Annotated in this window: 26 protein-coding genes and 2 tRNA genes; 21 read left to right on the top strand and 7 right to left on the bottom strand. The window is 71.2% G+C overall.

The annotated features are described in order from the left end of the window. The first annotated feature begins 1 nt into the window (after position 1). Positions 2-970, top strand: a complete 969-nt coding sequence (locus tag ACFFIC_RS18440) for a hypothetical protein (RefSeq protein WP_377053020.1) — start codon at positions 2-4, stop codon at positions 968-970. Between the two features lie 33 nt (positions 971-1,003). On the opposite strand, the gene ACFFIC_RS18435 is transcribed toward ACFFIC_RS18440, so the two are convergent. From ACFFIC_RS18435 to ACFFIC_RS18425, 3 genes are all read right to left on the bottom strand, one after another. Further along, a complete protein-coding gene (locus tag ACFFIC_RS18435; RefSeq protein WP_377053018.1) occupies positions 1,004-1,834 on the bottom strand; it encodes a BKACE family enzyme in 831 nt (276 codons plus the stop codon). Positions 1,835-1,948: 114 nt separating this feature from the next. After that, positions 1,949-3,370 carry a type I glutamate--ammonia ligase gene (gene glnA / locus ACFFIC_RS18430; protein WP_377053016.1) on the bottom strand — a complete coding sequence of 474 codons (1,422 nt, stop codon included), beginning with the start codon at positions 3,368-3,370 and terminating at the stop codon, positions 1,949-1,951. Positions 3,371-3,471: 101 nt separating this feature from the next. Then, positions 3,472-3,810 (bottom strand): P-II family nitrogen regulator, encoded by a 339-nt coding sequence (locus tag ACFFIC_RS18425; protein ID WP_073139598.1) that lies wholly within the window; start codon positions 3,808-3,810, stop codon positions 3,472-3,474. 319 nt (positions 3,811-4,129) lie between these two features. On the opposite strand from ACFFIC_RS18425, the gene ACFFIC_RS18420 reads away from it, so the two are divergent. The 4 genes from ACFFIC_RS18420 to ACFFIC_RS18405 all read left to right on the top strand — a co-directional run bounded on the left by ACFFIC_RS18420 (position 4,130) and on the right by ACFFIC_RS18405 (position 7,174). Next, a complete protein-coding gene (locus ACFFIC_RS18420) occupies positions 4,130-5,347 on the top strand; it encodes an aminotransferase (RefSeq protein ID WP_377053013.1) in 1,218 nt (405 codons plus the stop codon). An 88-nt stretch (positions 5,348-5,435) separates the two neighbouring features. Then, positions 5,436-5,508, top strand: a tRNA-His gene (locus ACFFIC_RS18415). Between the two features lie 77 nt (positions 5,509-5,585). Beyond that, positions 5,586-6,353: an SDR family oxidoreductase gene (locus tag ACFFIC_RS18410; RefSeq protein ID WP_377053011.1), complete on the top strand. Its 768-nt coding sequence runs from the start codon at positions 5,586-5,588 to the stop codon at positions 6,351-6,353. Then, the gene (locus ACFFIC_RS18405; RefSeq protein ID WP_377053036.1) at positions 6,350-7,174 is read left to right on the top strand and encodes an aspartate dehydrogenase; all 825 of its coding nucleotides are present in this window, start codon (positions 6,350-6,352) and stop codon (positions 7,172-7,174) included. Before ACFFIC_RS18410 ends, ACFFIC_RS18405 begins: the two co-directional genes overlap by 4 nt. On the opposite strand, the gene ACFFIC_RS18400 is transcribed toward ACFFIC_RS18405, so the two are convergent. From ACFFIC_RS18400 to ACFFIC_RS18390, 3 genes are all read right to left on the bottom strand, one after another. Continuing rightward, positions 7,175-8,350 (bottom strand): M20 aminoacylase family protein, encoded by a 1,176-nt coding sequence (locus ACFFIC_RS18400; RefSeq protein ID WP_377053009.1) that lies wholly within the window; start codon positions 8,348-8,350, stop codon positions 7,175-7,177. It abuts the gene before it with no gap. A gap of 61 nt (positions 8,351-8,411) precedes the next feature. Next, on the bottom strand, positions 8,412-9,275 hold the full coding sequence (locus ACFFIC_RS18395) for an NAD(P)H-binding protein (RefSeq protein WP_377053007.1): 864 nt from the start codon (positions 9,273-9,275) through the stop codon (positions 8,412-8,414). Further along, positions 9,272-9,964 carry an extensin-like domain-containing protein gene (locus tag ACFFIC_RS18390; protein WP_377053005.1) on the bottom strand — a complete coding sequence of 231 codons (693 nt, stop codon included), beginning with the start codon at positions 9,962-9,964 and terminating at the stop codon, positions 9,272-9,274. The genes ACFFIC_RS18395 and ACFFIC_RS18390 overlap by 4 nt, the downstream gene beginning before the upstream one ends. Positions 9,965-10,105: 141 nt before the next feature. On the opposite strand from ACFFIC_RS18390, the gene rplM reads away from it, so the two are divergent. The 6 genes from rplM to ACFFIC_RS18360 all read left to right on the top strand — a co-directional run bounded on the left by rplM (position 10,106) and on the right by ACFFIC_RS18360 (position 13,989). Beyond that, positions 10,106-10,591 (top strand): 50S ribosomal protein L13, encoded by a 486-nt coding sequence (gene rplM / locus ACFFIC_RS18385; protein WP_377053003.1) that lies wholly within the window; start codon positions 10,106-10,108, stop codon positions 10,589-10,591. Between the two features lie 2 nt (positions 10,592-10,593). Then, positions 10,594-11,097: a 30S ribosomal protein S9 gene (rpsI, locus tag ACFFIC_RS18380; RefSeq protein ID WP_377053001.1), complete on the top strand. Its 504-nt coding sequence runs from the start codon at positions 10,594-10,596 to the stop codon at positions 11,095-11,097. A gap of 128 nt (positions 11,098-11,225) precedes the next feature. After that, positions 11,226-12,182 carry an N-acetyl-gamma-glutamyl-phosphate reductase gene (gene argC, locus ACFFIC_RS18375; protein WP_377052999.1) on the top strand — a complete coding sequence of 319 codons (957 nt, stop codon included), beginning with the start codon at positions 11,226-11,228 and terminating at the stop codon, positions 12,180-12,182. After that, positions 12,179-12,703 carry a gamma carbonic anhydrase family protein gene (locus tag ACFFIC_RS18370; protein ID WP_377052997.1) on the top strand — a complete coding sequence of 175 codons (525 nt, stop codon included), beginning with the start codon at positions 12,179-12,181 and terminating at the stop codon, positions 12,701-12,703. The genes argC and ACFFIC_RS18370 overlap by 4 nt, the downstream gene beginning before the upstream one ends. A 12-nt stretch (positions 12,704-12,715) precedes the next feature. Beyond that, positions 12,716-13,276, top strand: coding sequence for a hypothetical protein (locus tag ACFFIC_RS18365; RefSeq protein WP_377052995.1), 561 nt, complete (start codon positions 12,716-12,718; stop codon positions 13,274-13,276). A 68-nt stretch (positions 13,277-13,344) separates the two neighbouring features. Next, positions 13,345-13,989 (top strand): hypothetical protein, encoded by a 645-nt coding sequence (locus ACFFIC_RS18360; RefSeq protein WP_377052993.1) that lies wholly within the window; start codon positions 13,345-13,347, stop codon positions 13,987-13,989. A gap of 10 nt (positions 13,990-13,999) precedes the next feature. On the opposite strand, the gene ACFFIC_RS18355 is transcribed toward ACFFIC_RS18360, so the two are convergent. Beyond that, positions 14,000-15,814 carry a PHA/PHB synthase family protein gene (locus tag ACFFIC_RS18355; protein ID WP_377053034.1) on the bottom strand — a complete coding sequence of 605 codons (1,815 nt, stop codon included), beginning with the start codon at positions 15,812-15,814 and terminating at the stop codon, positions 14,000-14,002. A 645-nt stretch (positions 15,815-16,459) separates the two neighbouring features. On the opposite strand from ACFFIC_RS18355, the gene ACFFIC_RS18350 reads away from it, so the two are divergent. From ACFFIC_RS18350 to ACFFIC_RS18305, 10 genes are all read left to right on the top strand, one after another. Continuing rightward, positions 16,460-16,993 carry a hypothetical protein gene (locus ACFFIC_RS18350; protein ID WP_377052991.1) on the top strand — a complete coding sequence of 178 codons (534 nt, stop codon included), beginning with the start codon at positions 16,460-16,462 and terminating at the stop codon, positions 16,991-16,993. A 60-nt stretch (positions 16,994-17,053) separates the two neighbouring features. Next, positions 17,054-18,283, top strand: coding sequence for an LL-diaminopimelate aminotransferase (locus ACFFIC_RS18345; protein ID WP_377052989.1), 1,230 nt, complete (start codon positions 17,054-17,056; stop codon positions 18,281-18,283). Next, on the top strand, positions 18,280-19,566 hold the full coding sequence (locus ACFFIC_RS18340; RefSeq protein WP_377052987.1) for a homoserine dehydrogenase: 1,287 nt from the start codon (positions 18,280-18,282) through the stop codon (positions 19,564-19,566). The genes ACFFIC_RS18345 and ACFFIC_RS18340 overlap by 4 nt, the downstream gene beginning before the upstream one ends. Continuing rightward, positions 19,563-20,567 carry a class II fructose-bisphosphatase gene (gene glpX / locus ACFFIC_RS18335; RefSeq protein WP_377052985.1) on the top strand — a complete coding sequence of 335 codons (1,005 nt, stop codon included), beginning with the start codon at positions 19,563-19,565 and terminating at the stop codon, positions 20,565-20,567. Before ACFFIC_RS18340 ends, glpX begins: the two co-directional genes overlap by 4 nt. Continuing rightward, positions 20,560-22,347 (top strand): single-stranded-DNA-specific exonuclease RecJ, encoded by a 1,788-nt coding sequence (gene recJ, locus ACFFIC_RS18330; protein ID WP_377052983.1) that lies wholly within the window; start codon positions 20,560-20,562, stop codon positions 22,345-22,347. The genes glpX and recJ overlap by 8 nt, the downstream gene beginning before the upstream one ends. 118 nt (positions 22,348-22,465) lie before the next feature. Next, the gene (locus ACFFIC_RS18325; RefSeq protein ID WP_377052981.1) at positions 22,466-23,107 is read left to right on the top strand and encodes a hypothetical protein; all 642 of its coding nucleotides are present in this window, start codon (positions 22,466-22,468) and stop codon (positions 23,105-23,107) included. A gap of 71 nt (positions 23,108-23,178) precedes the next feature. Continuing rightward, positions 23,179-23,254, top strand: a tRNA-Glu gene (locus ACFFIC_RS18320). Between the two features lie 1,381 nt (positions 23,255-24,635). Further along, on the top strand, positions 24,636-24,932 hold the full coding sequence (locus ACFFIC_RS18315) for a hypothetical protein (protein WP_377052979.1): 297 nt from the start codon (positions 24,636-24,638) through the stop codon (positions 24,930-24,932). Positions 24,933-24,948: 16 nt separating this feature from the next. Beyond that, a complete protein-coding gene (locus tag ACFFIC_RS18310; RefSeq protein ID WP_377052977.1) occupies positions 24,949-25,212 on the top strand; it encodes a helix-turn-helix transcriptional regulator in 264 nt (87 codons plus the stop codon). Positions 25,213-25,268: 56 nt separating this feature from the next. After that, positions 25,269-25,772, top strand: coding sequence for a M48 family metalloprotease (locus ACFFIC_RS18305; RefSeq protein WP_377052975.1), 504 nt, complete (start codon positions 25,269-25,271; stop codon positions 25,770-25,772). Positions 25,773-25,830 lie beyond the last annotated feature (58 nt).

Raw genomic sequence — 25,830 nt, 5'->3', positions numbered from 1 at the left:
GTTGAACCCGGTTCTCGTCCTGCTTGCCCTTTCCGCCCACGCCATGGCGGCGGAACTGCCGGCGGCCATGGATTACCTGGTGCAGTCCAATTGCCTGGATGAACAGGGGCGGATCATGCCGGGAATCCTGCCCTTCGAGCCCGGCTGCACGCGGCGGGCGCCGCTCCTGCCCTCACAGGGAATGGGCTACCGCAAGCACGACTGGCCCGCCCCGGAGCACCGCGCGGGCGCGCCGCTGGGCTACCAGGCCTCGGACGCCTACCTGTCGACCCTCCGCGGCCTGCCTGCCGCGGCGCAGACCTTCGAGTTCGGCGGCGGTTCCAACCGTTTCGGCCGTTTCGACCCGGGCGCGGATGGCGGGGACGCGGCCGTGCTGCGCGGCGCCGAGGCCTCCTTCGCGCTTTCGGAGGACAGCGACGGCGTGAAGTGGCTGCAAGGCCGCGACTGCCGGCCCGGCGGCGCACTGGCCCCGGGCTGGCTGGCCTTCGATGGGCCGCGAGGGCAGCGCGTGGCGCCGAACGCCGTCACACGCTCCGTCGATCAGTGCCCGCGCGCCTTTGCCATGAGCCTGACGCGGTGGCATCCGGCGCAGCTCGAATTTCCCTTCCTGGTCCGGGGCGAGCCCGCCGGCCGCTTCCCGGCGGACCTCATCGTCTCCGACCACTTCACCCATCCCCTGGCCGGCGAAAGCAATGCCATGGAGCGCTTCTGGTTCGCGCGGGGCCTGGGCAAGATCCGCTGGGAGGCCTGGGTCAACCTCGATCATCCCGGCCAGGACGGGGCGGAGTGGTCGGCCAAGGCGGCCTGGTTCGCCTCCACCCGCCGCTGCCCCGCCATGGCCGGCGCGACCAGGCCCGAAGCCGGGCGATGGGTTATGGTGGACTGCCGCACCTGGACCAACTTCGACCGTGCGGCCGGCAATGCGCTGATCCCCCTGGTGACCTGGCCCGAGCAGATGCGGAACCGCTGACCGCGCCGGGACTTGCCGCGCAGCGGGGCGGTTTCAGCCCGGCCCGATGCCCAGCATCCGGCGCGCTTCCTCCGGACCCGCCGACCGCCGGCCGTGCCGGGAGGCGGCCTCGGCGGCCATTTGCACCAGTTCGGCATTGCTGGCGGCCAGCCGGTCGCGGGTGACGCGGATGTTGTCCTCCAGACCCGTGCGCACCCCGTCCGCCCCGCGGGCCAGCACCCATTCCATCACCCGTGCCTGATTGGCGCCGATGCCCGCAGCGGTCCAGGTCGCCTTGGGCAGCACGCGCCGGAGCTCCCCCAGCAGGAGGTCCAGCAGGTGCTCCTCCGCCGGCATGGCGTTCTTCACGCCCATCACGAACTGCACATGCGGCCGCTCGTCCATCAGCCCGACCTCCACCAGTCGGCGGGCGCCGTGGATGTGCGACAGGTCGAAGACCTCGATCTCCGGCCGCACGCCGTTGTCGCGCATGCGCGTGGCCAGGTCCGTCACCAGGGCCGCGGAATTCTCGTAGACGATGGTCGGGAAGTTCACCGAACCCGTGGAAAGCGAGGCCATGTCCGGCCGCAGGTCCAGCGCGTTGCCGCGCTGGGACGGATCGCGCCCGCGACCACCGGTGGAGAACTGCACGATCATGCCGGGACAGTGGCGCCGCACCCCCTCCTGCACCTGGGCAAAAAGGGCGGGGTCGGAGGACGGGCTCTCGTCGGGGTTGCGGACATGGATATGGACCAGGGAGGCCCCGGCCTCGAAGGCGGCATGGGTCGATTCCACCTGCTCCGCCGGGCTGGTCGGCACGGCCGGGTTGTCGGCCTTGCGCGGCACCGACCCGGTGATGGCGACGGCGATGACGACCGGTTCCATGGCACCTTTCCTCCATCCGGCCCGCCGGTTCGCGAACCTTGCCCCATAAAACGCAACCGGCCCGCGTCGTTGCGACGCGGGCCGGCACGAAACAGGCCTCGGAAGCCTACCGGCTCAGACCGAGTAGTACATCTCGAACTCAACCGGGTGCGGCGTGTGCTCGAACTTGTACACGTCCTGCCACTTCAGCTCGATGTAGCTCTCGATCTGGTCCTTGGAGAACACGTCGCCGGCCAGCAGGTACTCGTGGTCGGCCTCCAGGGACTCCAGCGCCTCGCGCAGCGAGCCGCACACCGTCGGGATGCCCTTCAGCTCCTCGGGCGGCAGGTCGTAGAGGTCCTTGTCCATGGGGTCGCCGGGGTGGATCTTGTTCTTGATCCCGTCCAGGCCCGCCATGAGCATCGCGGCGAAGGCGAGGTAGGGGTTCGCGCCCGGATCCGGGAAGCGCACCTCGACGCGCTTGGCCTTCGGGCTCGTCGCGTAGGGGATGCGGCAGGAGGCGGAGCGGTTGCGGGCCGAGTAGGCCAGCAGCACGGGGGCCTCGAAGCCCGGGATCAGCCGCTTGTAGGAATTGGTCAGCGGATTGGTGAAGGCGTTCAGCGACTTCGCGTGCTTGATGATGCCGCCGATGTACCAGAGCGCGTAGTCCGACAGGTCCGCGTAGCCGTTGCCGGCGAAGAGCGGCTTGCCGTCCTTCCAGATGGACTGGTGCACGTGCATGCCCGAGCCGTTGTCGCCGTAGATCGGCTTCGGCATGAAGGTCGCCGTCTTGCCGTAGGAATGGGCGACGTTGTGGATGCAGTACTTGTAGATCTGCATGTGGTCGGCCTGGGTCAGCAGCGGGCCGAACTTGGTGCCCAGCTCGTGCTGGCTCTGCGCCACCTCATGGTGGTGCTTCTCGCCGAGCACGCCCATTTCCATCATGGTCGACAGCATCTCGGCGCGCAGGTCGACCTCGCTGTCGACCGGGTTCACCGGGAAGTAGCCGCCCTTCACGACGGGGCGGTGGCCCATGTTCCCCTCGGGGAAGTCCTTCATGGACGCGCCGGGGCCCTCGCCGCTCTCCAGCTTGTAGTGGCCGTAGTTGCCGCCGGTGCCGAACTTCACGTCGTCGAACACGAAGAACTCGGCCTCGGGGCCGAAGAAGGCGGTGTCGCCGATGCCGGCGGACTTCAGGTAGGCCTCGGCCTTCTTCGCCGTGCCGCGCGGGTCACGGGAATAAAGCTGTCCGGTGGAGGGCTCGATGATGTCGCAGAACAGGATCAGCTGCGGCTTCGCGCTGAAGGGGTCCATGCACGCGTTCAGCGTGTCCGGCATGAGGATCATGTCGGACTCGTTGATCGCCTTCCAGCCGGCGATCGACGAACCGTCGAACATGATGCCTTCGGAGAAGGTGTCCTCCTCGATGGTGGAGACGTGCTGGGCGGTGTGCTGCCACTTGCCACGCGGGTCCGTGAACCGGAAGTCCACGTACTCGACGCTGTTCTCCTTGATCATCTCCATCACCTTGGAGACGCTTTCCTTGTCATTCGCCATGTAATGGCCCCTGTTGAGCTGAAACGCGTTAAACTCGCGGGACCGTTCCTGCCCCGCCCGGCCCGCCGCACGCCCCTCTGGGCCCGCAGGCGGGAAACTTCTTACACGGCCTCTTCGCCGCGCTCGCCGGTGCGGATGCGCACCACGTCCTGCACGTCGGTGATGAAGATCTTGCCGTCGCCGATCCGCCCTGTCCGCGCGGCGGCGGTGATGGCCTCCACGGCGCGCTCGGCCAGGTCGTCGGAGCAGATCACCTCGATCTTCACCTTCGGCAGGAAGTCCACGACGTATTCCGCGCCGCGGTAGAGTTCGGTGTGCCCCTTCTGGCGCCCGAAGCCCTTGGCCTCGACCACGGTCAGGCCTTGCAGCCCGATCTCGTGGAGCGCGTCCTTCACCTCGTCGAGCTTGAAGGGCTTGATGATCGCTTCGATCTTTTTCATCGGCTCCGTATCCCGCGGGGCGCGGTGCACCCCGCTCCTCCCGCGTCTTGGCCGCGGCCCCCTGGAGAGGGCCGCTGGCCGGCGGACGTTGCACGGCCCGTGCCGGGCGGGCAATGCCGCAGCCGGGCGATTCTGGAAAGCCCCACCCCGTCCGGACGAGGGGAGCGGGCAATCTGCCTAATTTGCAGGCAGTTCGTGCCGGTGAGATTGCGCGGGCGGGCTGACGACCCCATCATGGGCGCAACCCTTCACGGGCCCGGCCCGCACGGGGTTCGCCCGGCGGCCTCGGGCGCCGCCCACCGGAACGCACCAGGCCCGCATGAACCCCCAACTCCATCCCGCCCTGAAGCCGCAGAACGCGCTGCTGTCCTCCACCGGCACCACCGTGTTCACCGTGATGTCCGCGCTGGCGGTGCAGCACGGGGCGATCAACCTCGGCCAGGGCTTCCCGGACTACGAAGGGCCGGAGCCCGTGCTCCGCGCCGCGGCGGATGCCCTGCTGGACCACCGCAACCAGTACCCGCCCCTGACCGGCGTGCCCGAGCTTCGCCAGGCGGTGGCCGAGGCCAACCGCCGCTTCTACGGGCTGGAGATCGACCCGGTCTCGGAGGTCGTGGTCACCTCCGGCGCCACGGAAGCCATCACCGCCTGCCTCATGGCCGTGCTGGATCCCGGCGACGAGTGCGTGCTGATCGAGCCGCTCTACGACACCTACCTGCCGGTGGTGCGGATGCTCGGCGCCATCCCGAAGCTGGTGCGCCTGACGCCCCCGAAGTGGGAGCTTCCCCGCGCGGAGCTCGCCGCGGCCTTCGGCCCGCGCACCAAGGCCATCCTGCTCAACTCGCCGATGAACCCGGCCGGCAAGGTCTTCACCGCCGCCGAGCTGGCCTTCGTCGCCGACCTCGTCCAGCGCCATGGCGCCTATGCCGTGTGCGACGAGGTCTACGAGCACCTCACCTTCGACGGCTGGTCTCACATTCCGCTGATGACCCTGCCGGGCATGCGGGAGCGCTGCATGCGGATCAGCAGCGCCGGCAAGACCTTCAGCCTGACGGGCTGGAAGGTGGGCTACATCACCGCCGACAAGTCGCTCGCACCCAACGTGGCCAAGGCGCACCAGCTCCTGACCTTCACCACGCCACCCAACCTCCAGCGGGCGGTGGCGGTCGGCCTCGGCATGGACGACGCCTATTTCGCCGGCCTCTCCACCTCGCTCCAGGCCAAGCGGGACCGGCTGGCGGCGGGGCTCTCGGCCCTGGGTTTCGCGGTGCTGCCCACCCAGGGCTCCTACTTCGTGACCGCAGACTTCCGTCCTCTCGGCTTCACCGGGGACGACGTGGCCTTCTGCCGCCACATCACCGAGGCCGCCAGGGTCACAGCCATTCCCGTCTCGGCCTTCTACGCGGGGGAGGGGGCACCGAACCACTACGCCCGCTTCGCCTTCTGCAAGGCCGATTCGGTGCTGGACGAGGCGCTGGGCCGCCTCGCCGCGTGGAAGGAAACCCGCCGCGGCGCCGAAGTCCGGGCCGCCGGCTAAGGTCCCGGCCCAAATGTCCCGGTTGACGGAGGGCCGTCCCGCACCCTAAACCGCGCCGCGGGCTGGAACCGGCGGTTCCAGCAGTATGGCGGCCTTAGCTCAGTTGGTAGAGCGTCGGCTTGTGGTGCCGAATGTCGCGGGTTCGAGCCCCGTAGGTCGCCCATTCCCTTCCTTGCCCGTGTTGACAGCGCCCGCGCTTCCTTCAGGACTTGCGCCCCGAAGGAACCGGAGGAACGCCGTGCAACTCTCCCTCGAAGGCCGCCGCGCCTTGATCACCGGCGGCTCCCGCGGGCTCGGCCTCGCCATGGCCTGGGCCTTTGCCGGGGCCGGCGCCCGGGTCGCCATCGTGGCGCGGGACCAGGCCTCCCTGGCCGAGGCCGCCGCCGGCCTGCCCAACGCCGCGCCCGTTTCCGCCGACGTTTCCACCGCCGATGGCTGCGGGCGCGCCTTCGCCGCCGCCGAGGCCGCGCTGGGCGGGATCGACATCCTCGTCAACAACGCCGGCACCTCCCGCCGCGCCCCCTTCGTCGCCATCACCGACGCGGACTGGCAGGCGGACCTGGACCTCAAGCTCTTCGCCGCCATCCGCCTCACGCGCCTGGCCTGGCCCGGCATGGCGGAGCGCCGCTTCGGGCGGGTGATCAACGTGTTGAACACCGGGGCCAAGGCGCCGCCCGCGGGGGGCGCCCCCACCGCCGTCTCCCGCGCCGCGGGGCTGGCCCTGACCAAGGTGCTGGCGGGGGAGGGGGCGCCGCTCGGCATCAACGTCAACGCCCTGCTGGTCGGCAAGATCGACAGCGACCAGTGGGTGCGCCGCCACGCCGCCGCCCCCGAGGGGCGAAGCTACGAGGAATGGAAGGCGGAATCCGGCCGCGCCATTCCCATGGGCCGCATGGGCCGGGCGGAGGAGTTCGCTGCCATGGCCCTGGCGCTGGTCTCCCAGCCCGGCGACTACGTCACGGGCACCGCCATCAACGTCGATGGCGGCCTCTCGCCCGTCACCTGACAGGAGCGCCACTCGTGGAGAAAACCGTCGGAATCGCGGGGCTCGGCGCCATCGGCCTGGAACTGGCCCGGCGGCTGGACGCGGGCGTGGAAGGCCTGCGCCTCGTCGCCGCCTCGGCCCGGGACGGCGCGAAGGCGGAGGCGAGCCTCGCCGGCTTCCGCCACCCCCCGCGCCTGGTTCCCCTCGCCGCTCTGGCCGAGGAAGCCGAGATCGTCGTGGAATGCGCCCCGGCCGCCGTGTTCGAGCAGGTCGCGCTGCCCGCCATCGCGCGCGGGCGGATCTTCGTCCCCGCCTCGGTCGGCGCGCTGCTGCCCCGCATGGAACTGGTGGCGGAGGCCCGGCGGACCGGTGCGCGCATCCTGGTGCCCACCGGCGCCCTCCTCGGGCTGGACGCCGTCCGGGCCGTGGCGGAAGGCCCGGTGGAAAGCGTGACCATCGAGACCCGCAAGCCGCCGCGCGGGCTGGAAGGCGCCCCCTACCTGGCCGAACAGGGCCTCGATATGGGCGCGGTGGTGGAACCCACGCTGATCTTCAGGGGCAACGCGCTGGAGGCGGCGCGGGGCTTCCCCGCCAACGTCAACGTCGCCGCCGCCCTGGCCCTGGCCGGCATCGGGCCGGAGCGCACCACCGTCGAGATCTGGGCGGTGCCCGGCCTCGCGCGCAACACCCACACCATCCGCGTTGAGGCCGGGGCCGCCCGCCTGCTCATGACCGTGGAGGGCGTGCCGAGCGAGACCAACCCCCGCACCGGCAAGCTCACCCCCCTCTCGATCCTGGCCCTGCTGCGCGGCCTCGTCTCGACGCTCCGGGTCGGGAGCTGATCAGCCCCGCCGTGGAAGCTGCCGCTCCACCATGGTCGCCCACCAGGAGGCGCCCAGGGGCAGCACCGCGTCGTTGAAGTCGTAGCGGGGGTGGTGGACCTGCGGGTCCTCCGGCGAGCGCCCGGCGCCGAGCATGAGGTAGGCGCCGTCCTTGGCGTTCAGCATGAAGGAGAAGTCCTCGCCGCCCATGGTGGGCTTGGGGAGACGTTCCACCTTCGCATCGCCCGCCACGGCGCGGGCGGCCTCCGCGGCCAGGGCGGTGCTGGCTTCCTCGTTGATGGTGGCGGGGTACATCCGGTCGAAATGCACCTCGGCCTCCGCGCCATAGGCGGCGGCGATGCCGGTGGCGAGGGCGCGCACCTTGCTCTCCAGGATGTCGCCGACCTCCGGCAGGTACCAGCGCGCCGTGCCGCGCAGGTTCACCACCTCGGGGATCACGTTGAAGGCCATGCCGCCCTCGATCTTGCCGATGGTGATCACACCCGCCTCCACCGGCTCCACGTTGCGGGCCACGATGGACTGGAAGGCGGTGACGATCTGGGAGGCGATGACGATGGGGTCGTTCCCCTGGTGCGGCATGGCGCCATGCGCGCCCTTGCCGGTCACGGTGATGCGGATGTCCGCCACCGCCGCCATCACCGGCCCCACGCGCCACAGGAAGGTGCCCTCCGGCGCGCCAGGCCAGTTGTGCAGGCCGAACACGCGGTCCATCGGGAAGCGCTCGAACAACCCTTCCTTGACCATCACCTCGCCGCCGCCGCCCATCTCCTCGGCGGGCTGGAAGATCATAAAGGCCGTGCCGGAGAAGTTCCGCGTCTCCGCGAGGTAGCGCGCGGCGCCGAGCAGCATGGTGGTGTGCCCGTCATGCCCGCACGCATGCATCACGCCCGGCGTCACGGAGGCGTGCGGCACCCCCGATTCCTCGTGGATCGGCAGGGCATCCATGTCGGCGCGGAGCCCGATGGCACCGCCCTCGCCGCGCCCCCGGATCACGCCGACCACACCGGTGGTGGCGATGCCGGTGATCACCTCGTCGCAGCCGAACTCCCGCAGCTTCTCCGCCACGATGCCGGCGGTGCGGACCTCCTGGAAGTTCAGCTCGGGGTGCTGGTGGAAGTCGCGGCGCCAGGCCGTCATGTCGTCGTGGAATTCGGCGATGCGGTTGATGATCGGCATGGGGTCTCCGTTGCGGGGTTCGGGCGGATGGTGAGGGCGCGCGGCCAGGGTGCCAAGCCCGTCAGGCGGCCCGGCGCGCGAAGGTGAGGCGAAGTCCTTCCTCCAGGCCGATCGGGTCCACGCCGAGCAGCGCGCGCATGGGCCCGGTGTCGAAGGCCTTGTCCTCCGTCAGCCGGCGCAGCTCGGCGGCGCGGATGCGGGGCAGGCGGGGGATGATCCGCAGCAGGGGAACAAGCGCCACCAGCGGCGCGAGCGGCAGCGGCACCACGCGCGGCGCGGCAAATCCCGCCGCGCGGCAGACCGCGCGCAGGAAATCGGCATAGGGGAGGGGCTCGGGCCCCGCCACGACCACGGCCCGTGGCCCGTCCCACTCCCGGCGCAGCGCCGAAACCAGGGCCCGCGTCACGTCGGATTGGTGGACCGGCTGCACCAGCGAGGCGCCGCCGCCGGGCAGGGGCGCGATGGGAAGGCGGCGCAGCAGGGCCGCCAGGCGCTGCACGTTGTCCTCTCCTTCCGCGCCGTAGATCATGGTGGGGTGAAGGATCACGCCGGGCCGGCCGCTCTCCATCAGCGCGGCTTCGCCGCGCCGCACGCCGTCGCCATGGTCGTCGGCCCAGCGGGAAAAGCGGCGCGTGCTGCCCATGAGCACCAGCGGCGCGCCGGCCGGGGCCGCCTGCAGGATCGACGGGGCGTGGCGGGCATGGGCGCAGGAGACCACCCGGGCCGCGCCCGCCAGCGCGTCTCGCAGCGCGGCGGGGTTCCGCAGGTCCGCCAATCGGGGCTCCCCGAACAATCCGGTCGCGGCCCAGCGCCCGGCGTCGCGCACCACCGGGCGGAAGGGCAGGCCCTCGGCGGCCAGGGCCCGGCAGAGCGCCACCCCCGACCGGCCGGAGGCGCCGATCACGGCGATCGGTGGCTGGTTCATCGGCATGTTCCCCAGTCCCCGCGGTCCAGATGGAAGTGGTCGTGATGGGCGGCGTTGTAGTCCGGCCCCAGCACCGTCGCGAAGACCTGGCAGGCGGCGCTCCGCACGCTGCGCAGGAAGGCCCCGGGCGGGCCGGGCGCCGTCCAGTCGCGCGGCAGGCCGACGGTGCGCCCGTCGGCCAGGGTGAAGCCCGCCACGTCCAGCGCGTTGGCGGTGGCGTGCTGGCTGCGCCGCCCGCCCTCGCGCCCATAGACGTTGCGGCAGTTGTAGGCGCCGAGGTGCCGAACCCCCGTCACCCGCTGGCCGAAGGCCTCCACGGCGGCGGGCTGCAGCCCGTGGCGCTCGAACACCACCCAGGCCGCGGCGATGGGGCAGTTCACCACGGGCGGGGAAGGGGAGAAGCGAAGCTCGCCCGGCATGCGGACGGGCTCGGCGATGCCGCAGCCGTCCTGCGCGGGTTGCGGCGGCAGGGACTGGAGCGGAATGCCGGAGACGGCGAAGGCCGCCAGGCAGGCGCCCGGCTCCCGGTTCATGCGGGACAGCTTGTACCGGGTCAGCAGGCCCGGCGGCGCCCGAAGGTCCAGCGGCGCCGTGGGGTCCCAGGCGGGCGGCAGCACCACGGCACGCGGCAAGAGCATCAGCAGCGCGGCGATCAGCGGGAAGAGGAGAAGGAGGAACCAGCGGCGCATCAGCGTCCCAGATGGGTGCTCCGGCACGGGGAAAGCAGGGGCGGAAGGCTATGTGGTATCATGATACCACATAGGTTTTCCTTGACGCCCGTCGGCATCCCGGCCATATGCGGCTCACATTTCTGACTGAACACACGGATCATGCTGCAAACCCAGACCCGCTCGATCAAGCCGGCGGAGGTCCAGAAGAACTGGATCCTCATCGACGCCGACGGCCTCGTCCTCGGCCGCCTCGCCGCCATCGTGGCCGACCGCCTGCGCGGCAAGCACAAGACCACCTTCACCCCGCATGTCGATTGCGGGGACCACGTGGTCATCATCAACGCCAAGCGTGTGCGGGTGACCGGCAACAAGGCCGAGCAGTCGATCTTCTACTGGCACACCGGCTATGCCGGCGGCATCAAGGGGCGCTCCATCCGCGCCGGCCTCGAGGGCCGCTTCCCCGAGCGCGTGCTCGAGAAGGCCGTGGAGCGGATGATCACCCGCAACAATCTCGGCCGCGCCCAGATGCGCAACCTGCACGTCTATGCCGGCGCCGAGCACCCGCATGCCGGCCAGTCGCCCCAGACGCTGGATGTCGGTTCGATGAACCGCAAGAACCTCGCCGTCGCGAAGAAGGCCGCCTGAGCATGAGCGAGACGACCGCCACCACCGCCACCTCCCTGGCCGATCTCAAGGACCTCGTCGCCGGCACGCCCGCCAGCCCCGAGTCCGCGGCGATCACGCGTGAGCCCAAGCGCGACAGCCTCGGCCGCGCCTATGCGACCGGCCGCCGCAAGAACGCCATCGCCCGCGTCTGGATCATGCCGGGCAAGGGCACGGTCACGATCAACGACAAGCCGGCCTCCAAGTACTTCGCCCGCCCGGTGCTGCGCATGCTGATCGCCCAGCCCTTCCTGGTGGCCGACCGCTACCAGCAGTTCGACGTGTTCTGCACGGTCGTCGGCGGCGGGCTTTCGGGCCAGGCCGGCGCGGTGCGCCACGGCCTGTCCCGCGCGCTGACCAACTACGAGCCGGGCCTGCGCCCCATCCTCAAGAAGGCCGGCTTCCTGACGCGCGACCCGCGCGTGGTCGAGCGGAAGAAGTACGGCAAGCCGAAGGCCCGACGCTCCTTCCAGTTCAGCAAGCGCTGACGCCGGGCGGGTCCGGCGCCACGCCGGTCCTGCGCAGGACTGTTCATCGGAGGGGCGGCCCGCAAGGGCCGCCCCTCTTGCGTTTCCAGCCCCTCCAAGCCCCAATCCGACCCTCCGAGGAGAGCAAGATGGCCCAAGGCAGCATCCCCAGCGTCTTCATCGACGGCGAGTCCGGCACCACCGGCCTCCAGATCGTCGAGCGCCTGCAGGGCCGATCCGACCTCGCCCTCCGCTCGCTGCCGTCGGAGCACCGCAAGGATCCCGCCGCCAAGCGCGACCTCTTCGCGGAGGTGGACCTCGTGATCCTCTGCCTGCCCGACGCCGCCGCGAAGGAGGCCACGGCGGTCGCTGCCGGTCTCGGCGCCCGCGCGCCCCGGCTGCTCGATGCGTCCACGGCCCACCGCGTGGACCCGGACTGGGTTTATGGCGTGCCCGAGCTCGCCCCGGGCCAGGCCGCGCGCATCGCCGCCGCGCCGCGCGTGGCCAATCCCGGCTGCTACCCCACGGGCGGCATCCTGCTGCTCCGCCCCCTGGTGGAGGCAGGCCTCCTGCCGCCCGACTACCCCGTCACGGTGAACGCCGTCTCCGGCTATTCCGGCGGCGGCAAGGCCATGATCGCCGCCTATGAGGAGGCCGGTGCCCCCGCCTTCGAGCTTTACGGGCTGGGCCTGGAACACAAGCACCTGCCGGAGCTCCAGCATTACTCCGCCCTCACGCGCCGCCCGATCTTCGTGCCCAGTGTCGGGGACTTCCGGCAGGGCATGCTCGTCTCCGCCCCGCTGCACCTCGATCTGCTGAACGGGCGCCCCTCGCCGGCGGCGCTCGAGGCCGCGCTCGCCTCCTATTATGCGGGCCAGGAGTTCGTGCGCGTGGTTCCCGCCGAGCCCGGCGGAAAGCTGGAGCCGGAGGCGCTGAACAACACCGACCTCGTCGAGCTGCGCGTCTATGGCAGCGAGGCACGCGGCCAGGCGGTGCTGGTCGCCCGGCTGGACAACCTCGGGAAGGGCGCCTCGGGCGCGGCGGTGCAGAACATGAACCTCATGCTTGGGCTCGAAGCCGCGAACCGCATGGAGCGCGCGGCATGAGCGGGCCGCTTTTCCCGTTCAAGGGCAAGTGGCCCTCCATCCATCCCAGCGCCTTCGTCGCCCCCACCGCCTCGGTGATCGGCGACGTGGAGCTGGGTGAGGATTCCAGCATCTGGTACGGCTGCGTGCTCCGGGGTGACACGAACTTCATCCGCATCGGCCCGCGCACCAACATCCAGGACGGCACCATCGTCCACGTGAACGCCGGCACCATGCCGGCGGTGCTCGGCGCGGACGTGACGATCGGCCATGCCTGCATCATCCACGCCTGCACCCTCGAGGACCGTGCCTTCGTCGGCATGGGCGCCACCGTGCTGGACAAGGCCGTGATCCAGGAAGGCGGCATGCTCGGCGCCGGCGGGCTCCTCGCCCCCGGCAAGGTGATCGGACGCAACGAATTGTGGCTGGGCTCCCCCGCCCGGCTGGTGCGCACCATGTCTTCGGAGGAGCGGGCCGGATGGGACCGCACCGCCCCCCATTACGCCGAGCTGGCCAAGGAGCACCGCGCCAGCCTCGAATAGAAAGAGAACACCATGAGGACCGCGCCCTTCCTTTCCCTCCTGTTCGGGGCGCTGGTCCTGGGGGCCTGCGCGGTTCCGGGCGCGGAGCCCGTGCCGCCGGTGCCGCCGCTCGCGGGCTATGGCGGGCAGACGCCGGAGCGGAACGCCATCAGCGGCGCCGCCGAGGCCTTCGGGAACACCGGCGTGCTGCTGGGCAAGTCGGCCGATGCCGCGGTCGCCGTCAGCCGCCTGGAATGGACCACCCTCGCGGTCGGGGCGGACCGCTCCTTCTACAACTTCAGCGCCAACACGCCGCCGGCCCTGTCCGCCGCGCGCTACGAGGTCCGCCGGGCGCTGGGCATCCGCACCGATGCGCCGGCCGCGGCCGTGATGGCCGGCATGGAATCCGCCGCCGCCGCCCTGGCGCGGGGCGATGCGGGCGGCGCCCGCGCCGCGCTGCCGCCGCCCGTCTTCTCCCCGGACACGCTGGCCCGCCTCGGCACCATCACGCGCCTTCCCCAGGCCAACCTGGCCACCCGGCGCGCCCAGCGCGACATCGAGTTCGGGCGCAGCGACGACAAGGAACTGGACTGACGCCCCCCTTGCGTGACGCCGGGCGCCCCGCAGGGCATCCTGCGCGCCCAACCGCCCCGGATGCCCCGATGCTGCGACGCCGCGCCCTCTTCCTCATCGCCCCCATGGCCCTCGGCGCGGCGGGGCTGGGCGGCTGCGCGGAACTCCGGCAGCCCAATATCGCCTGGCCACTGCCTCCTGGCCTGCTGCCGCCCGAGCAGGAGGCTGGCCGCGCGGCGGTCGCCGCCCTGGCCCAGGACCTGTCCGGCGCCAGCAACGGCATCCGCGGCGAGCCCGCGCGCATCGCCCGGGCCGCCGGGCTGCTGGAATGGATGGCGGTGGAGCTTGGAACCCCGCGCTGGATCCCCGTGCCCGCCGACATCCGCGGCGGCATCGGCCTGGCGCGGGACGAGATGCGCGGTGCGCTCGGCGCGGACCCGCTGGCCGATTCGCCCCGCATGGCCGCGGCCCTGGCCGCGGCCCACCGCGCGCTGCGCGCGGGCAACCGCCGCGCGGCGGCCGCCGCCCTGCCCGCCGCCCTGTTTCCGCGCGGAGGGGAGGCAACGCTGCTGCGCCTGAATGACCCCGGCCCGCTGCCGCAAGGCGAGATTTCCACCGCGGCCCTGGCCGAGCGCGTCCGGGCGCTGGACGAGGTGAATGGGTGGGGCGCGGACTTCGACTCCCCCGTGCCCGCCGACCGGGGTGGCCGGGGGCCGATCCCCTTCGGTCTCTGAGGGCGGGGGCTCAGTCCCCCGCCATCACCTTGACGTAGCTGCCGGGCGCATCCTCCAGCGCGGGCAGCGCACCCTCGCCGGGCTGGCGGGCGGGAACGGTGGCGCGGTCCTGCGCAGAAACCCAGCGCTGCCAGTCGGGCCACCAGGAGCCCGCAAGCTCGGTGGCCGTCTCGACCCACTCGGTCGGGTCGGCCGGGAAGCCACCCTCGCTGATCCAGTGGCTGTACTTGCCGCTGTCGGGGGAGTTCACCACGCCCGCGATATGGCCGGAGGCGGCCAGGACGAAGCGGACCGGCCCGGAGAAGAGCTGCGTCGCGCGGTAGCTGCTTTTCCAGGGAGCGATGTGGTCCTCCCGTGTCGCCAGGAAGTAGGAGGGCACCTCGATCTCCCGCAGGTCCAGCGCGACCCCGTCCAGCTCGACCCCGCCGGGCTTCACCAGGTCGTTCTGCTGGTACATGCGGCGCAGGTAGAAGGAATGCATCTTCGCCGGCATGCGCGTGGAATCGCCGTTCCAGAACAGCAGGTCGAAGGGGAAGGGCTCCTGGCCCAGCAGGTAGTTCTGCACCACGAAGGACCAGATCAGGTCGTTGGCGCGCAGCATGTTGAAGGTGTCGGCCATTTCCGACCCCTCCAGGAAGCCGCGATGGCTCATCTTCGCCTCGATGGCCTGGAGCTGCTCCTCGTCGATGAAGACGCCGAGTTCCCCCGCTTCCTCGAAGTCCAGCATGGTCGTGAAGAAGGTGGCGGAGGCGATGCGGTCGTCCCCCTTCTTCGCCATGTGCGCGAGGGTGGAGGCCAGCAGCGTGCCGCCGAGGCAATAGCCGATGGCGTTGACCCGCCGCTCCCTCGTCGCCTGCTCGATGGCGTCCAGCGCGGCATAGGGGCCGAGGCGCATGTAATCCTCGAAGCCCATCTCGGCCAGCGCCTCGTCCGGGTTCACCCAGGAGCAGACGAACACCGTGTGCCCCTGGGCCACCGCCCAGCGCACGAAGGAGTTCTTGGGACGCAGATCCAGGATGTAGAACTTGTTGATCCAGGGCGGCAGGATCAGCAGCGGGCGCTTGAGCACCGTCTCGGTCGTTGGGCTGTACTGGATCAGCTCCATCAGCGCGTTGCGGTAGACCACCTTGCCCGGTGTCACCGCGATGTTCTCGCCGATCTGGAACTTGCTCTCGTCGGTCATGTTGATGCGGAGCTTGCCGTGCCCGCGCTCGAGGTCCGACAGCAGGTTGGACAGGCCCTTGAGCAGGTTCTCGCCGCCGGTCTCGGCGGTCCGCCGCAGCACCTCCGGGTTGGTCATCCAGAAGTTGGTCGGGCTCATCGCGTCCACGAACTGGCGCGTGTAGAAATCCAGCTTCTGCGCGGTCTTGGGCTTCAGCCCCTCCGCCCCCTGAACCACGTTGGTGAAGTAGCGGGAGGAAAGCAGGTAGGACTGCTTGATGAAGTCGAAGACCTCGTTCTCGCGCCAGGCGTCGTCCTTGAAGCGCTTGTCGCCCTTCCGCTCGGCGATCACGGGGTCCGCCTGGCCGCCCATCATGCGCCGCGCGGTGTTCTGCCAGAGCGTCAGGTAGTCCTGCCAGAAGCCGATCTGCGCCTGCACGAGTCGCGCGGGGTTGGACATCAGCCGCGTCGTCATCTCCAGGAAGGCGGTGCCGATGTTGAGCGGGTCCGGGCTCGGCCGGCCGTCGCCCGAGCCTTGGCGGCGCAGGAACTCGGCCACGATGCGCTGCCCGCGCTCGGCCACGTCCGCCATGGTGCGGCTCACCACGGCGGGGTCGGGCAGGCGGAGCTTTGGGGCATCGGCGGGCAGGGAGGGCTGCGCCATCGGTGTGGGAGGGGATGCCGGAGCAGCGGGCGCCGATGCCGCGGCCTTCGCGGACGCCGGGTCGGCCGGGACCGGCGGAGGCGCCGGGTGGGCGGAGGGCGGCGTGCCGGCCTGCTCTTGCGGCATGGGAATTACGGGAAGCGGGGAAGACGCCGCCACCGCCATGGCGATGCGCGAGGCCGCGGGCTCTGCGGCCGGCACGGGCGCCTGCGCCGACGCCTGCGCCGGCCTGGCGCGCACCATGGGCGCGCGCTCATCCCCCGCGGTGCCCGTGTTCAGCGGCGCCGCCTTGCCCTTGCGGTCGGGCGCGGGCCCGGCGGCCACCTTGCCGCGCTGCGCGGCGGGCGGGCTGCCCTGCGTGGTCCCGCCGAGCGCCTCGACCCCGGACTGCGCCACATCCGCCGGGGTCCGGCCGCTCTTGCGCTTCTGGCTCATGCCCGCGTTTTCTCCCTTTTTCGCGCCCCGTGTCCTGCTCAGGACCCGGCCATCCCGCCGAGGCGGCGTTTCGGGCGCCCCGTTCCGTGGCTTCCGCCGGCCGCCAATCTGCGGCAAACCCCCGGATGAGAGGAGCGTGCGATGCGAGAGAGGGCCATGCCGTCCCGGTCGGATGCCAGCCGGTGCGAGGAAGCTAGGGACCAGCGCGGGGTGGCACAAGCGCGCCCGCTTGCAGGGCTGGCCGCCGCGCTCTGCGTGCCGCTCCTGCTCGGAGGCTGCGTCGGCTCGCCCGGCGAGTCGCCCTTCGAGTTTTACCGGCAGATCACGGGGAAGGCGCTGGAGGGCCGCACGATGCCCCCTGGCCTGGACCAGGCCACGCCCAACCTTTCCACCGTGCCGCAGCGCCCGTCCCGCGGGCCGGCCAGCGCGCGGGCGGAGCTGTCCGCCATGCTCGCGGCCAACCGTGCGGCCTCGGTCGCCCCCGTCATGCCCGGCGCCCCGGTGCCGGACCGCCCGGCCACCGAGGGCATGGCCGTGGTGCCGGCCGCCCCGCCCTCGCCGGCGCGGCTCTCGGCCGCGCCCCGCATCGGCACCGGCCCTGCCACCCTGCTGCTGCCCGGCACGGAGGCCCCGCGCATCGAGGAGGCCGCACCCGAGGGGCCGCCGCCCGGGCTCACCGCCCCGGCGGCACCCGATCTCGCGACGCCACCCAGCTTCCCGTCCATCGCGCCTCGCGGGCGCTGACCGCCACCGCTATCCTCCAACCTCGCTGCCCCAAGAACAGAACGCCGAGCACCCGAAACCATGACCGAAGAGTTCCACCGCATCCGCCGCCTGCCGCCCTATGTCTTCGCGGAGGTCAATGCCGCCAAGGCCAAGGCGCGCGGGGCGGCGGAGGACGTGGTGGACCTCGGCATGGGCAATCCGGACAGCCCGACGCCGCCGCACATCGTGGCCAAGCTGATCGAGGCCGTGCAGGACCCGCGCACGCACCGCTACTCCGCCTCCAAGGGCATCCCCGGGCTGCGGAAGGCACACGCGGCCTACTACGCCCGCCGCTTCGGCGTGAGGCTGGACCCCGAGACCGAGGTGATCGCGACGCTGGGCAGCAAGGAAGGGCTGGCGAACCTCGCCCAGGCCATTTCCTCCCCGGGCGACACCATCCTGGTGCCGAATCCCTCCTATCCGATCCACCAGTTCGGCTTCCTGATCGCCGGCGCCTCCGTGCGCTCCATTCCCTACACGCCCGATGACGAGATGCTGCGCGCGATCGACCGCGCCGTGCGCCATTCCGTGCCCAAGCCCACGGCGGTGATCGTCAACTTCCCCTCCAACCCGACGGCCCTGGTCGCGGGCATCGAGTTCTACCGCGAGCTGGTCGCCTTCTGCCGCCGCCACGAGATCTTCATCCTCTCCGACCTCGCTTATGCGGAGCTGTACTACGGCACCACCCCACCCCCCTCCGTGCTGGAGGTGGAGGGCGCCAAGGACGTGGCGGTGGAGTTCACCTCCATGTCCAAGACCTACAACATGCCGGGCTGGCGCATGGGCTTCGCGGTGGGCAACCCCAAGCTGATCGCGGCGCTGACGCGGGTGAAGTCCTATCTCGACTACGGCGCCTTCACGCCGATCCAGGTGGCGGCCACGGCGGCCCTGAACGGCCCGCAGGACTGCATCGCGGAGATGCGGGCGCTGTACAAGGACCGGCGCGACGTGCTCGTGAAGGGCCTGCGCCAGGCGGGCTGGGACGTGCCCTCGCCGGAGGCCTCCATGTTCATCTGGGCCCCCATTCCCGAACGCTTCCGCCACCTCGGCAGCGTCGAGTTCTCCAAGCTCCTGCTCGCCCGCGCGAAGGTGGCGGTGGCGCCGGGCATCGGCTTCGGCGAGCACGGCGACGACCATGTCCGCATCGCGCTGGTGGAGAACAACCACCGCATCCGCCAGGGCCTGCGCGGCATCCGCTCCTTCCTCCAGGGGGACAACGCCGCGCCCGCCATGGACGAGGCCACCAAAGAGGACACCGTTCGCGCATGACCCGTCCCCTCGCGGTTGCCGTGGCCGGCCTCGGCACGGTCGGTGCGGGCGTGCTCGGCCTGCTGCGCCAGAACGCCGAGATCGTCGCTGCCCGCGCGGGCCGGCGCATCGCCGTCACCGCCGTTTCCTCGCGGGACCGCACGCGCGACCGGGGCATCAGCCTCGACGGGCTGCGCTGGTATGACGACCCCGTGGCGCTCGCCAACGACCCGGCTGTGGACGTGGTGGTGGAAACCATCGGCGGCAGCGAGGGCCCGGCCCGCGCGCTGATCCAGGCGGCGCTGACGGCCGGCAAGCCCGTCGTCACTGCCAACAAGGCGCTGCTGGCCGTTCACGGCGCGGAGCTTGCGGAAACCGCCGCCAGGGCCGGCGTGCCGCTCGCCTTCGAGGCGGCGGTGGCCGGGGGCATCCCCGCCATCAAGGCGATCCGGGAAGGCCTGGCGGCGAACCGCATCACCCGCGTCACCGGCATCCTGAACGGCACCTGCAACTACATCCTGACCCAGATGCGCGAGCGCGGGCGGGAATTTGCGGAAGCCCTGAGCGAGGCCCAGAAGCTGGGCTATGCCGAGGCCGACCCCACCTTCGACGTGGACGGCATCGACGCCGCCCACAAGCTGGCCATCCTCGCGGCGCTGGCCTTCGGCCGCCCGGTCGATTTCGACGCCGTGCACGTGGAGGGCATCCGCGCCGTTTCCGCGCTCGACATCCGCCTCGCCGAGGAACTCGGCTACCGCATCAAGCTCCTGGGCATCGCCTCCTGCTCCGCGGCGGGCGTGGAAACGCGCGTGCATCCCTGCATGGTGCCCGCCGGCCACCCGGTGGCCACCGTGGACGGCGTCTTCAACGCCGTGGTGGCGGAAGGCGACCATGTCGGCCGCGTGGTGCTCGTCGGCCGCGGCGCCGGCGCCGGGCCGACGGCAAGCGCCGTGGTGTCGGACCTGATCGACATCGCCCGTGGCCGCCACACCCCCGTCTGGGGCGCGGAATCCTTCTCCGCCCTTCCCTCCGTCGGCATGGAGCGCCACACCGGTGCCTATTATCTCCGGCTGATGGTGGTGGACCGTCCCGGCGTGATCGCCGATGTCACGGGCGCCCTGCGCGACGCCGGCATCTCCCTCGAATCCATGCTCCAGCGCGGCCGCGCGCCCGGCGAGGCCGTGCCCGTCGTCGTCACCACGCACGAGGCCCGCGAGGTCGCGATGCGCGAGGCCCTGGCCCACATCGCGGCGCTGGACGCCGTTCTCGAACCCCCCGCCCTCATCCGGATCGAAACGCCATGAGCACCACCCGCTCCATCAACCCCGACGCGCCGCTGCAGAGCGACCGCAACCTCGCCATGGAGCTGGTCCGCGTGACCGAGGCGGCGGCCATCTCCGCCTCCCGCTGGATCGGCCGCGGCGACAAGAACAGCGCCGACGGCGCAGCGGTGGACGCCATGCGCCGCGCCTTCGACAGCGTCGCCATCACCGGCACCGTGGTGATCGGCGAGGGCGAGATGGACGAGGCGCCGATGCTCTACATCGGCGAGAAGGTCGGCTCGGGCGGTCCCGAGGTCGACATCGCGGTCGACCCGCTGGAGGGCACCTCCATCTGCGCCCGCGGCATGCCCAACGCCATCGCGACCCTCGCGGTCGCGGAGAAGGGCGGCTTCCTGCACGCCCCCGACATCTACATGGACAAGATCGCGGTCGGCCCCGGCCTGCCCGACGGCGTCGTGCACATCGATGCCAGCCCCAAGGAGAACCTGCGCAACCTCGCCCAGGCGAAGAAGTCCTCGATCGAGGACCTGGTGGTCTGCACGCTCGACCGCGACCGCCACAAGGACATCATCCGCGCCTGCCGCGAGGCGGGTGCGCGCATCATGCTGATCCCCGACGGCGACGTGGCCGGCGTGGTCGCCTGCTCGCAGCCCGAGGCGGGGGTGGACATGTATATCGGCTGGGGCGGCGCGCCCGAGGGCGTGCTGGCCGCGGCGGCGCTCCGCTGCATCGGCGGGCAGATGCAGGGCCGCCTGATCTACGAGGACGACACCCAGCGCGAGCGCGCGAAGTCCATGGGCATCAGCGACCCCGACCGCATCTTCCAGGTCGAGGACATGGCCCGCGGCGACGTGATGTTCTCGGCGACCGGCGTGACCACCGGCGCCATGCTGCGCGGCGTGCAGCGCAAGGCGAACCGCGCCATCACCCATTCGATCGTTATGCGCAGCAAGACCGGCACGGTCCGCTACATCGAGGGGCACCACAACTTCAGCGTGAAGCCGAACCTCTTCCTTGCCTGATCTTCCTATCCCCGACGCCGAGGCGGTCCTCGGCGTCGCCAGCAGCGCCACGGGCCGCCGCTGGATCTGGCGCGATGGCGACGCCCGCACGGGCCTCGCCATCGCCCAGCGCCTGGATGTGCCGGAGCTTGTCGGGCGCCTGCTGGCCGCGCGCGGGATCGGCGTGGAGGCGGCGGCGGAGTTCCTGGAGCCGCGGCTCCGCGCCGCCATGCCCGACCCCTCCTGCCTGCGCGACATGGACCGGGCCGCCGCCCGCCTCGCCGAGGCCGTGCGGACGGGGGAGCGGGTGGCGGTCTTCGCCGACTACGACGCGGATGGCGCCTGCGCGGGCGCGTTGACCACCCGCGTGCTGCGCGACCTCGGCGTGCCCGCCACCCATTACGTGCCGGACCGCATCAAGGAAGGCTACGGTCCCAACGCTCCGGCCATCGCGGCCCTCTGCGACGCCGGCGCGACCCTGATCGTCTGCGTGGACTGCGGCATTTCCGCCGGTGTTGCGCTGGCGGCGGCCGAGGGGCGGGCGGATGTGGTGGTTCTGGACCACCACAAGGCCGAGGGCCCGCCGCCGCCGGTCCTCGCCACCGTCAACCCGAACCGGCTGGACTGCGACTCCGGCCTGGGAACACTCTGCGCCGGGGCGATCTGCTTCATGACGGCGGTTGCCCTGCACCGCCATCTCCGCCGCTCCGGCTTCTTCGAGAACCGCCCCGAGCCGCCGCTGCTGGACCTGCTGGACCTCGTGGCCACCGCCACGGTCTGCGACGTGATGCCACTCGCCGGCCTGAACCGCGCGCTCGTGGCCCAGGGGCTGCGCGTGATGGCGCGGCGCGGCCGGCCGGGCATCGCGGCCCTGCTGGAGGTGGCGGGGGTGAAGGACATCCCGACGGCCCATTCGCTGGGCTTCGGCCTCGGCCCGCGCCTCAACGCCTCCGGCCGCATCGGGGAAAGCGACCTCGCCCTGCGGATGCTGCTGGAGGAGGACCCGATCGAGGCCCGGGCCATGGCCGAGCGGCTGGACCAGACCAACCGCCGCCGGCAGGAGGTGGAGGCCGGGGTCATGGACACGGCGCTGCGCATGGCCGAGGCCGCCGTCGCCGCGGGCGATCCCGTGCTGCTGATCGTGGGGGAGGGGTGGCACCCGGGCGTGGTCGGCATCGTCGCCGGCCGGGTGAAGGAGCGCTTCAACCGCCCCGCCATTGTCGCCGGCCTGGCGGACGGGCTGGCCAAGGGCTCCGGCCGCTCCGTGCCTGGGCTCGATCTCGGCGGCGCCGTGATCGCGGCGCGGCAGGCCGGGCTGCTGGAAACCGGCGGCGGGCACGCCATGGCGGCCGGCCTTTCCTTCCGGGCCGAGCGGCGCGAGGCCCTCCACGCCTTCCTGAACGAGCGCCTGGCCCAGGCCGCGAACCTGCCCGGTGCGGCCGCGCTGGTGGTGGAGGGCACGCTGACGGTGGCCGCCGCCAACACCGCCATGGCCGAGCAGGTGGCCCGCCTGGCCCCCTTCGGCACGGGCAACGAGGAACCGGTCTTCGCCATCCGCCACGCCCGCGTTGTGCGCGCCGACCGTGTGGGGAAGGAAGGCGCCACCATACGCCTGTTCCTGGAAGGGGAGGGGGGCGGGCGCCTGAAGGCCGTGTGCTTCCGCGCCAAGGAGGGCCCGCTGGCCGAGCTGCTCCTGAACGCCCGGGGCGTACCGCTCCACCTCTGCGGCGTGCTTCGTGCCGAGAGCTGGAACGGTGAGGTCACCACCTCCCTCCATGTGCAGGACGCCGCGCGGGCCTGAGGCCTTTCGGGTTGTGGCCCTGGCCGCATGGCCTTAACTCGCCCCTGAGCCCCCCACCGATACCTGGGACGGGCAGGGCACTCCCCCGGCCCTGCCCAGGACAGACCGCGGAGTGCCCATGCCGTCCAGCCGTTTCCTGCTTCCCCTTCTCCTGCTCGCCGGGTGCGGGAACACCTATTCCGCCGACACTTACGCCACTCGCGCCGTGCAGCAGGTGAACCCGGTGCAGCAGGGCGTGATCATCGGCGCGCGGGAGGTGGCGATCTCCGCCGATGGCGCGACCGGAGCGGCCGTGGGCGCGACGGCGGGCGGCATCGTGGGCGGTGCGGCCACCGGCAGCAATCTCACCTCCGCCCTGGCCGGAGTGGGCGGCGGGCTGATCGGCGGGCTGCTCGGCACGGCCACGGAGCGCACGCTGAACGACAACCGCGGCACCGAGTACATCGTTCGCCGCACCAACGGCGAACTGGTCAACGTCACCCAGCGCGACGTGCCGCCGCTGCCGATCGGGCAGAAGGTGCTGGTGATCGCGGGCGCCCAGGCGCGGATCGTGCCGGACTACACCGTGCCCGACCCGGCCGCCGCCGCCTCGCCAGGGCAGGCGCCCGCGCTGGTGGAATCCCCCGTGCGCGCCGACCCGCCCCCGGCCGGGGGCGGGGCGCCGGCCACCCCTCGGGCGGAGCCTCCAGCCGTCTCTCCCGCCTCCGCGCCTTCGCCGCGCAGCCCCCTCGTGCCGCCCGAAGCACCGCTGGCTCTCTGAGGGGTGCTGGACGCGAGCAGCGTGGCATTGTAGTGACGCCCCGCCCGCGCCAGATCGGCTGGGTTCGGCCTGTCCCGTTCGTCTAGAGGCCTAGGACGCGGCCCTTTCAAGGCTGCAACACGGGTTCGAATCCCGTACGGGACGCCAGCCGGCGCCGAGTCGTGGGTATTCCGGCTGCTCAGCTATTGCGCCCCACGATCATCCCAGCACCTGCCGGTGAGGGGCGGGTTGTGGATGCACGATCAGTCCAAGGTGCGATGAACGTCATCCCTCATCATCTTCTTCCCGCCTCATCTCCGCCCGAAATCGTGGTGGAACGCAGGGGGCCGGGTTCCGCCGGTTGGGGCTGGCGCCTCACGCGGGACGCGGAAACCTACAGAACCGGTCCGGGCGGTTACCGCAGCGCAGAGGACGCCTTCGCCGCGGCGCAGGCCGAGCTTGGCCGCGGCCATCGCGGGCGCTGATCGCCGCGGTTTCGCCTGCCCCGGTTTCCGCCGTCAGGACACGCTGCAGTCTGTCCTGCATGGAGGAGCGGCACGTCGCCGGTCTCCGTGAGCGGAGGTTCTGCGACCGCGTGCAGGGTGGCAACGCCGCTTCGGGCAGGATCATCATGCCCGCGGTTCTCGCGCTGCCCGGAGCCGCCTTGATGGTGGATGTCGGCAGCGGCGCCGGAACCGGGCTGTAGGCCGGGCGGAATTCAGCGTGGGATCGGTGGGGATCTCCGGCCCATCATGCCGCGGTACGATCGGGCGGAGGCGGTGCTGGAGTTTGCGCGAGCACCCGTTGGAGCGGAATGGGTGAGCCGCTTCGATAACGACGAGTTCCCTTCATTCACCATGGTTGCCTGACGTGAAGCCAGCATCGCGGACCTGCGGAGCACTTTGCTGCTGTCCCTCGGTCCAACATGACCTGGCGAAATGAGGCCTGCGATCCCGCGGATAAAACTGACTTGTTTTGATCCGGCTGGCTTTATCTTTCCCGATCCGCAAGGTCTTGCTCTGTTTGACCCGCACACCACACGGTCGCTATCGCGCGCCGGATTCCGAAGTCGCCTCCCCCATTATCGCGCCTGAGTTTCTGGTCTTCCGAAGTCTGACTCGGTGCTGCGCTCCATTGGTGAGCGAACGGCACGCTCCGGCGGCCTGAGGCGCAATCTCCACGCGCGGGAAATGCACGGAGAAGGAGGAACTCGCACCGCTCCCTGCCGAATCATGCCTTGCTCAGCAACAGACGGCACCAGGGTCGCCAGGGTCCGTCCACTCATTTCATGATGCGACTGATCGCGTACGCTCACTGGAGATAATGTGCTTTTCCGGCGCGTGTCTCCCGTCCGTGGGAGGCGAGATCCGAGATAACACTCCCCAATCATCAGGCGAGCCAGACAGGCAACTAAACTCATGGTTGTCTTTGCTCTGAATTTTCTGCCTACAAAACCTCGCAGATGCCGTACACTCACAACAAGAATCATCTTGCCGCTTGGCTTTCCGCAACCCTAGATTGCGGAAACGATCACGCAAAGGCGAATGTTGTGTCCATTGATTTGGCTTCAGCCAAGCTCGACTGGAACCCGGACGAGACGGCGATGCGGCTTCATGTCGTGGAAATGACGGTTGCCGTGATTGCCGCCCGATTGCCGAAGGCGGATCTGGAGGAAGTCGCCTCCTTGCTGGTTTTCGTCGCAAAATGCGCCGAGGGCGCGACGGATCTGACCAACGCGTCTCCGGATCAGCCTAACCTTGCCCTGGCTGGCCATTATGCCACGGAAATGCTGGACCGCATCTCGAAGGTCCGCCGGTCCGGCCGCAGCGCCGGCTCGCGGCACTGAGCCGATGCGGCTGAGCATGATGCATGCGGCCTCCACTTTCCCGCCGCCCCGCCGCCGCAACAGCGCCGAAGGGCAGGAGGAGGCCGAAAGCCTTACCCCCGCTCGCTGCCTGAAGGCGCGCGCGCTTCTCGGATGGAACGAAAGGCAACTGGCCGAGGCGGTGGGCTGCTCTCTCCAGACCATCCGCTACTTCGAGGCAGGAAACGGCCGTCCGCGCAACCGAACCGTTGCCGCCATCGGCGCCGCGCTGGAAAGAGCTGGCATCGCGCCCCTCCCGTAGAGGAATGTCACGAGCCCGGCGCGGCGCAGGGCCGCCAGGGCGGGGCAGGGGGCGGAATGCGCGTCAGGCGTGGGCGGGATGAAGGCCATGGCGCGCTCAGGGCTTTCCTGGCCGCCGCCGCATTGGCCACCACCCCACTGGCCACCACCCCACTGGCCGGTTGCGGCACCCAGCACAGCCTGCCCGCCATCTCCGGCCCGGAACTGGAGGCCGCCGCCCGCGACATCGCCGAAGCGCCGCCCCTGCAGTCCGGCACGCGGACACCCGGTCAGGACGCCGCCATGCTGGCGCGTGCCGCCGCGCGCCTCTCCGCCGCATCCCAGCCCTTCTGTGCGGCCTATCTCGCCCGGGAATGCGGCTTCGAGGTGCTGCTCGATTCCAGCCCCGGTGGTTCCGCCACCATGAGCGCCGAAGCATCGGGCTCGGGCCGCGTGACGGTCAGCGCGGGGTTGCTGCGCACCCTGGCCAACGAGGACGAGATGGCTGCCGTGGTCGCGCACGAGTTCAGCCACCACCTTGCCGGGCATCCCGCGCGCGGCCTGGCGCGTGGCACGGGGTAGCGTCCGTCAACGTGGTGGAAATTGCATTTGGGCTTGAGGTGGCCACGGCTCAGGCGGC

Origin of the sequence: Muricoccus vinaceus (assembly GCF_042433125.1) — a bacterium.
Taxonomy (GTDB): Bacteria; Pseudomonadota; Alphaproteobacteria; order Acetobacterales; family Acetobacteraceae; genus Roseomonas; species Roseomonas vinacea.
This window is presented reverse-complemented; position numbering and strand designations above follow the sequence as displayed.

What these genes read in the sequence shown, in the direction of transcription:
- ACFFIC_RS18435 (WP_377053018.1), bottom strand. Translation starts at nt 1,834, where the DNA reads ATGGAACCGGTCGTCATCGCCGTCGCCATCACCGGGTCGGTGCCGCGC.
- glnA (WP_377053016.1), bottom strand. Translation starts at nt 3,370, where the DNA reads ATGGCGAATGACAAGGAAAGCGTCTCCAAGGTGATGGAGATGATCAAG.
- ACFFIC_RS18425 (WP_073139598.1), bottom strand. Translation starts at nt 3,810, where the DNA reads ATGAAAAAGATCGAAGCGATCATCAAGCCCTTCAAGCTCGACGAGGTG.
- ACFFIC_RS18420 (WP_377053013.1), top strand. Translation starts at nt 4,130, where the DNA reads ATGAACCCCCAACTCCATCCCGCCCTGAAGCCGCAGAACGCGCTGCTG.
- ACFFIC_RS18400 (WP_377053009.1), bottom strand. Translation starts at nt 8,350, where the DNA reads ATGCCGATCATCAACCGCATCGCCGAATTCCACGACGACATGACGGCC.
- ACFFIC_RS18395 (WP_377053007.1), bottom strand. Translation starts at nt 9,275, where the DNA reads ATGAACCAGCCACCGATCGCCGTGATCGGCGCCTCCGGCCGGTCGGGG.
- ACFFIC_RS18390 (WP_377053005.1), bottom strand. Translation starts at nt 9,964, where the DNA reads ATGCGCCGCTGGTTCCTCCTTCTCCTCTTCCCGCTGATCGCCGCGCTG.
- rplM (WP_377053003.1), top strand. Translation starts at nt 10,106, where the DNA reads ATGCTGCAAACCCAGACCCGCTCGATCAAGCCGGCGGAGGTCCAGAAG.
- rpsI (WP_377053001.1), top strand. Translation starts at nt 10,594, where the DNA reads ATGAGCGAGACGACCGCCACCACCGCCACCTCCCTGGCCGATCTCAAG.
- argC (WP_377052999.1), top strand. Translation starts at nt 11,226, where the DNA reads ATGGCCCAAGGCAGCATCCCCAGCGTCTTCATCGACGGCGAGTCCGGC.
- ACFFIC_RS18370 (WP_377052997.1), top strand. Translation starts at nt 12,179, where the DNA reads ATGAGCGGGCCGCTTTTCCCGTTCAAGGGCAAGTGGCCCTCCATCCAT.
- ACFFIC_RS18365 (WP_377052995.1), top strand. Translation starts at nt 12,716, where the DNA reads ATGAGGACCGCGCCCTTCCTTTCCCTCCTGTTCGGGGCGCTGGTCCTG.
- ACFFIC_RS18360 (WP_377052993.1), top strand. Translation starts at nt 13,345, where the DNA reads ATGCTGCGACGCCGCGCCCTCTTCCTCATCGCCCCCATGGCCCTCGGC.
- ACFFIC_RS18355 (WP_377053034.1), bottom strand. Translation starts at nt 15,814, where the DNA reads ATGGCGCAGCCCTCCCTGCCCGCCGATGCCCCAAAGCTCCGCCTGCCC.
- ACFFIC_RS18345 (WP_377052989.1), top strand. Translation starts at nt 17,054, where the DNA reads ATGACCGAAGAGTTCCACCGCATCCGCCGCCTGCCGCCCTATGTCTTC.
- ACFFIC_RS18340 (WP_377052987.1), top strand. Translation starts at nt 18,280, where the DNA reads ATGACCCGTCCCCTCGCGGTTGCCGTGGCCGGCCTCGGCACGGTCGGT.
- glpX (WP_377052985.1), top strand. Translation starts at nt 19,563, where the DNA reads ATGAGCACCACCCGCTCCATCAACCCCGACGCGCCGCTGCAGAGCGAC.
- ACFFIC_RS18325 (WP_377052981.1), top strand. Translation starts at nt 22,466, where the DNA reads ATGCCGTCCAGCCGTTTCCTGCTTCCCCTTCTCCTGCTCGCCGGGTGC.
- ACFFIC_RS18310 (WP_377052977.1), top strand. Translation starts at nt 24,949, where the DNA reads ATGATGCATGCGGCCTCCACTTTCCCGCCGCCCCGCCGCCGCAACAGC.
- ACFFIC_RS18305 (WP_377052975.1), top strand. Translation starts at nt 25,269, where the DNA reads ATGCGCGTCAGGCGTGGGCGGGATGAAGGCCATGGCGCGCTCAGGGCT.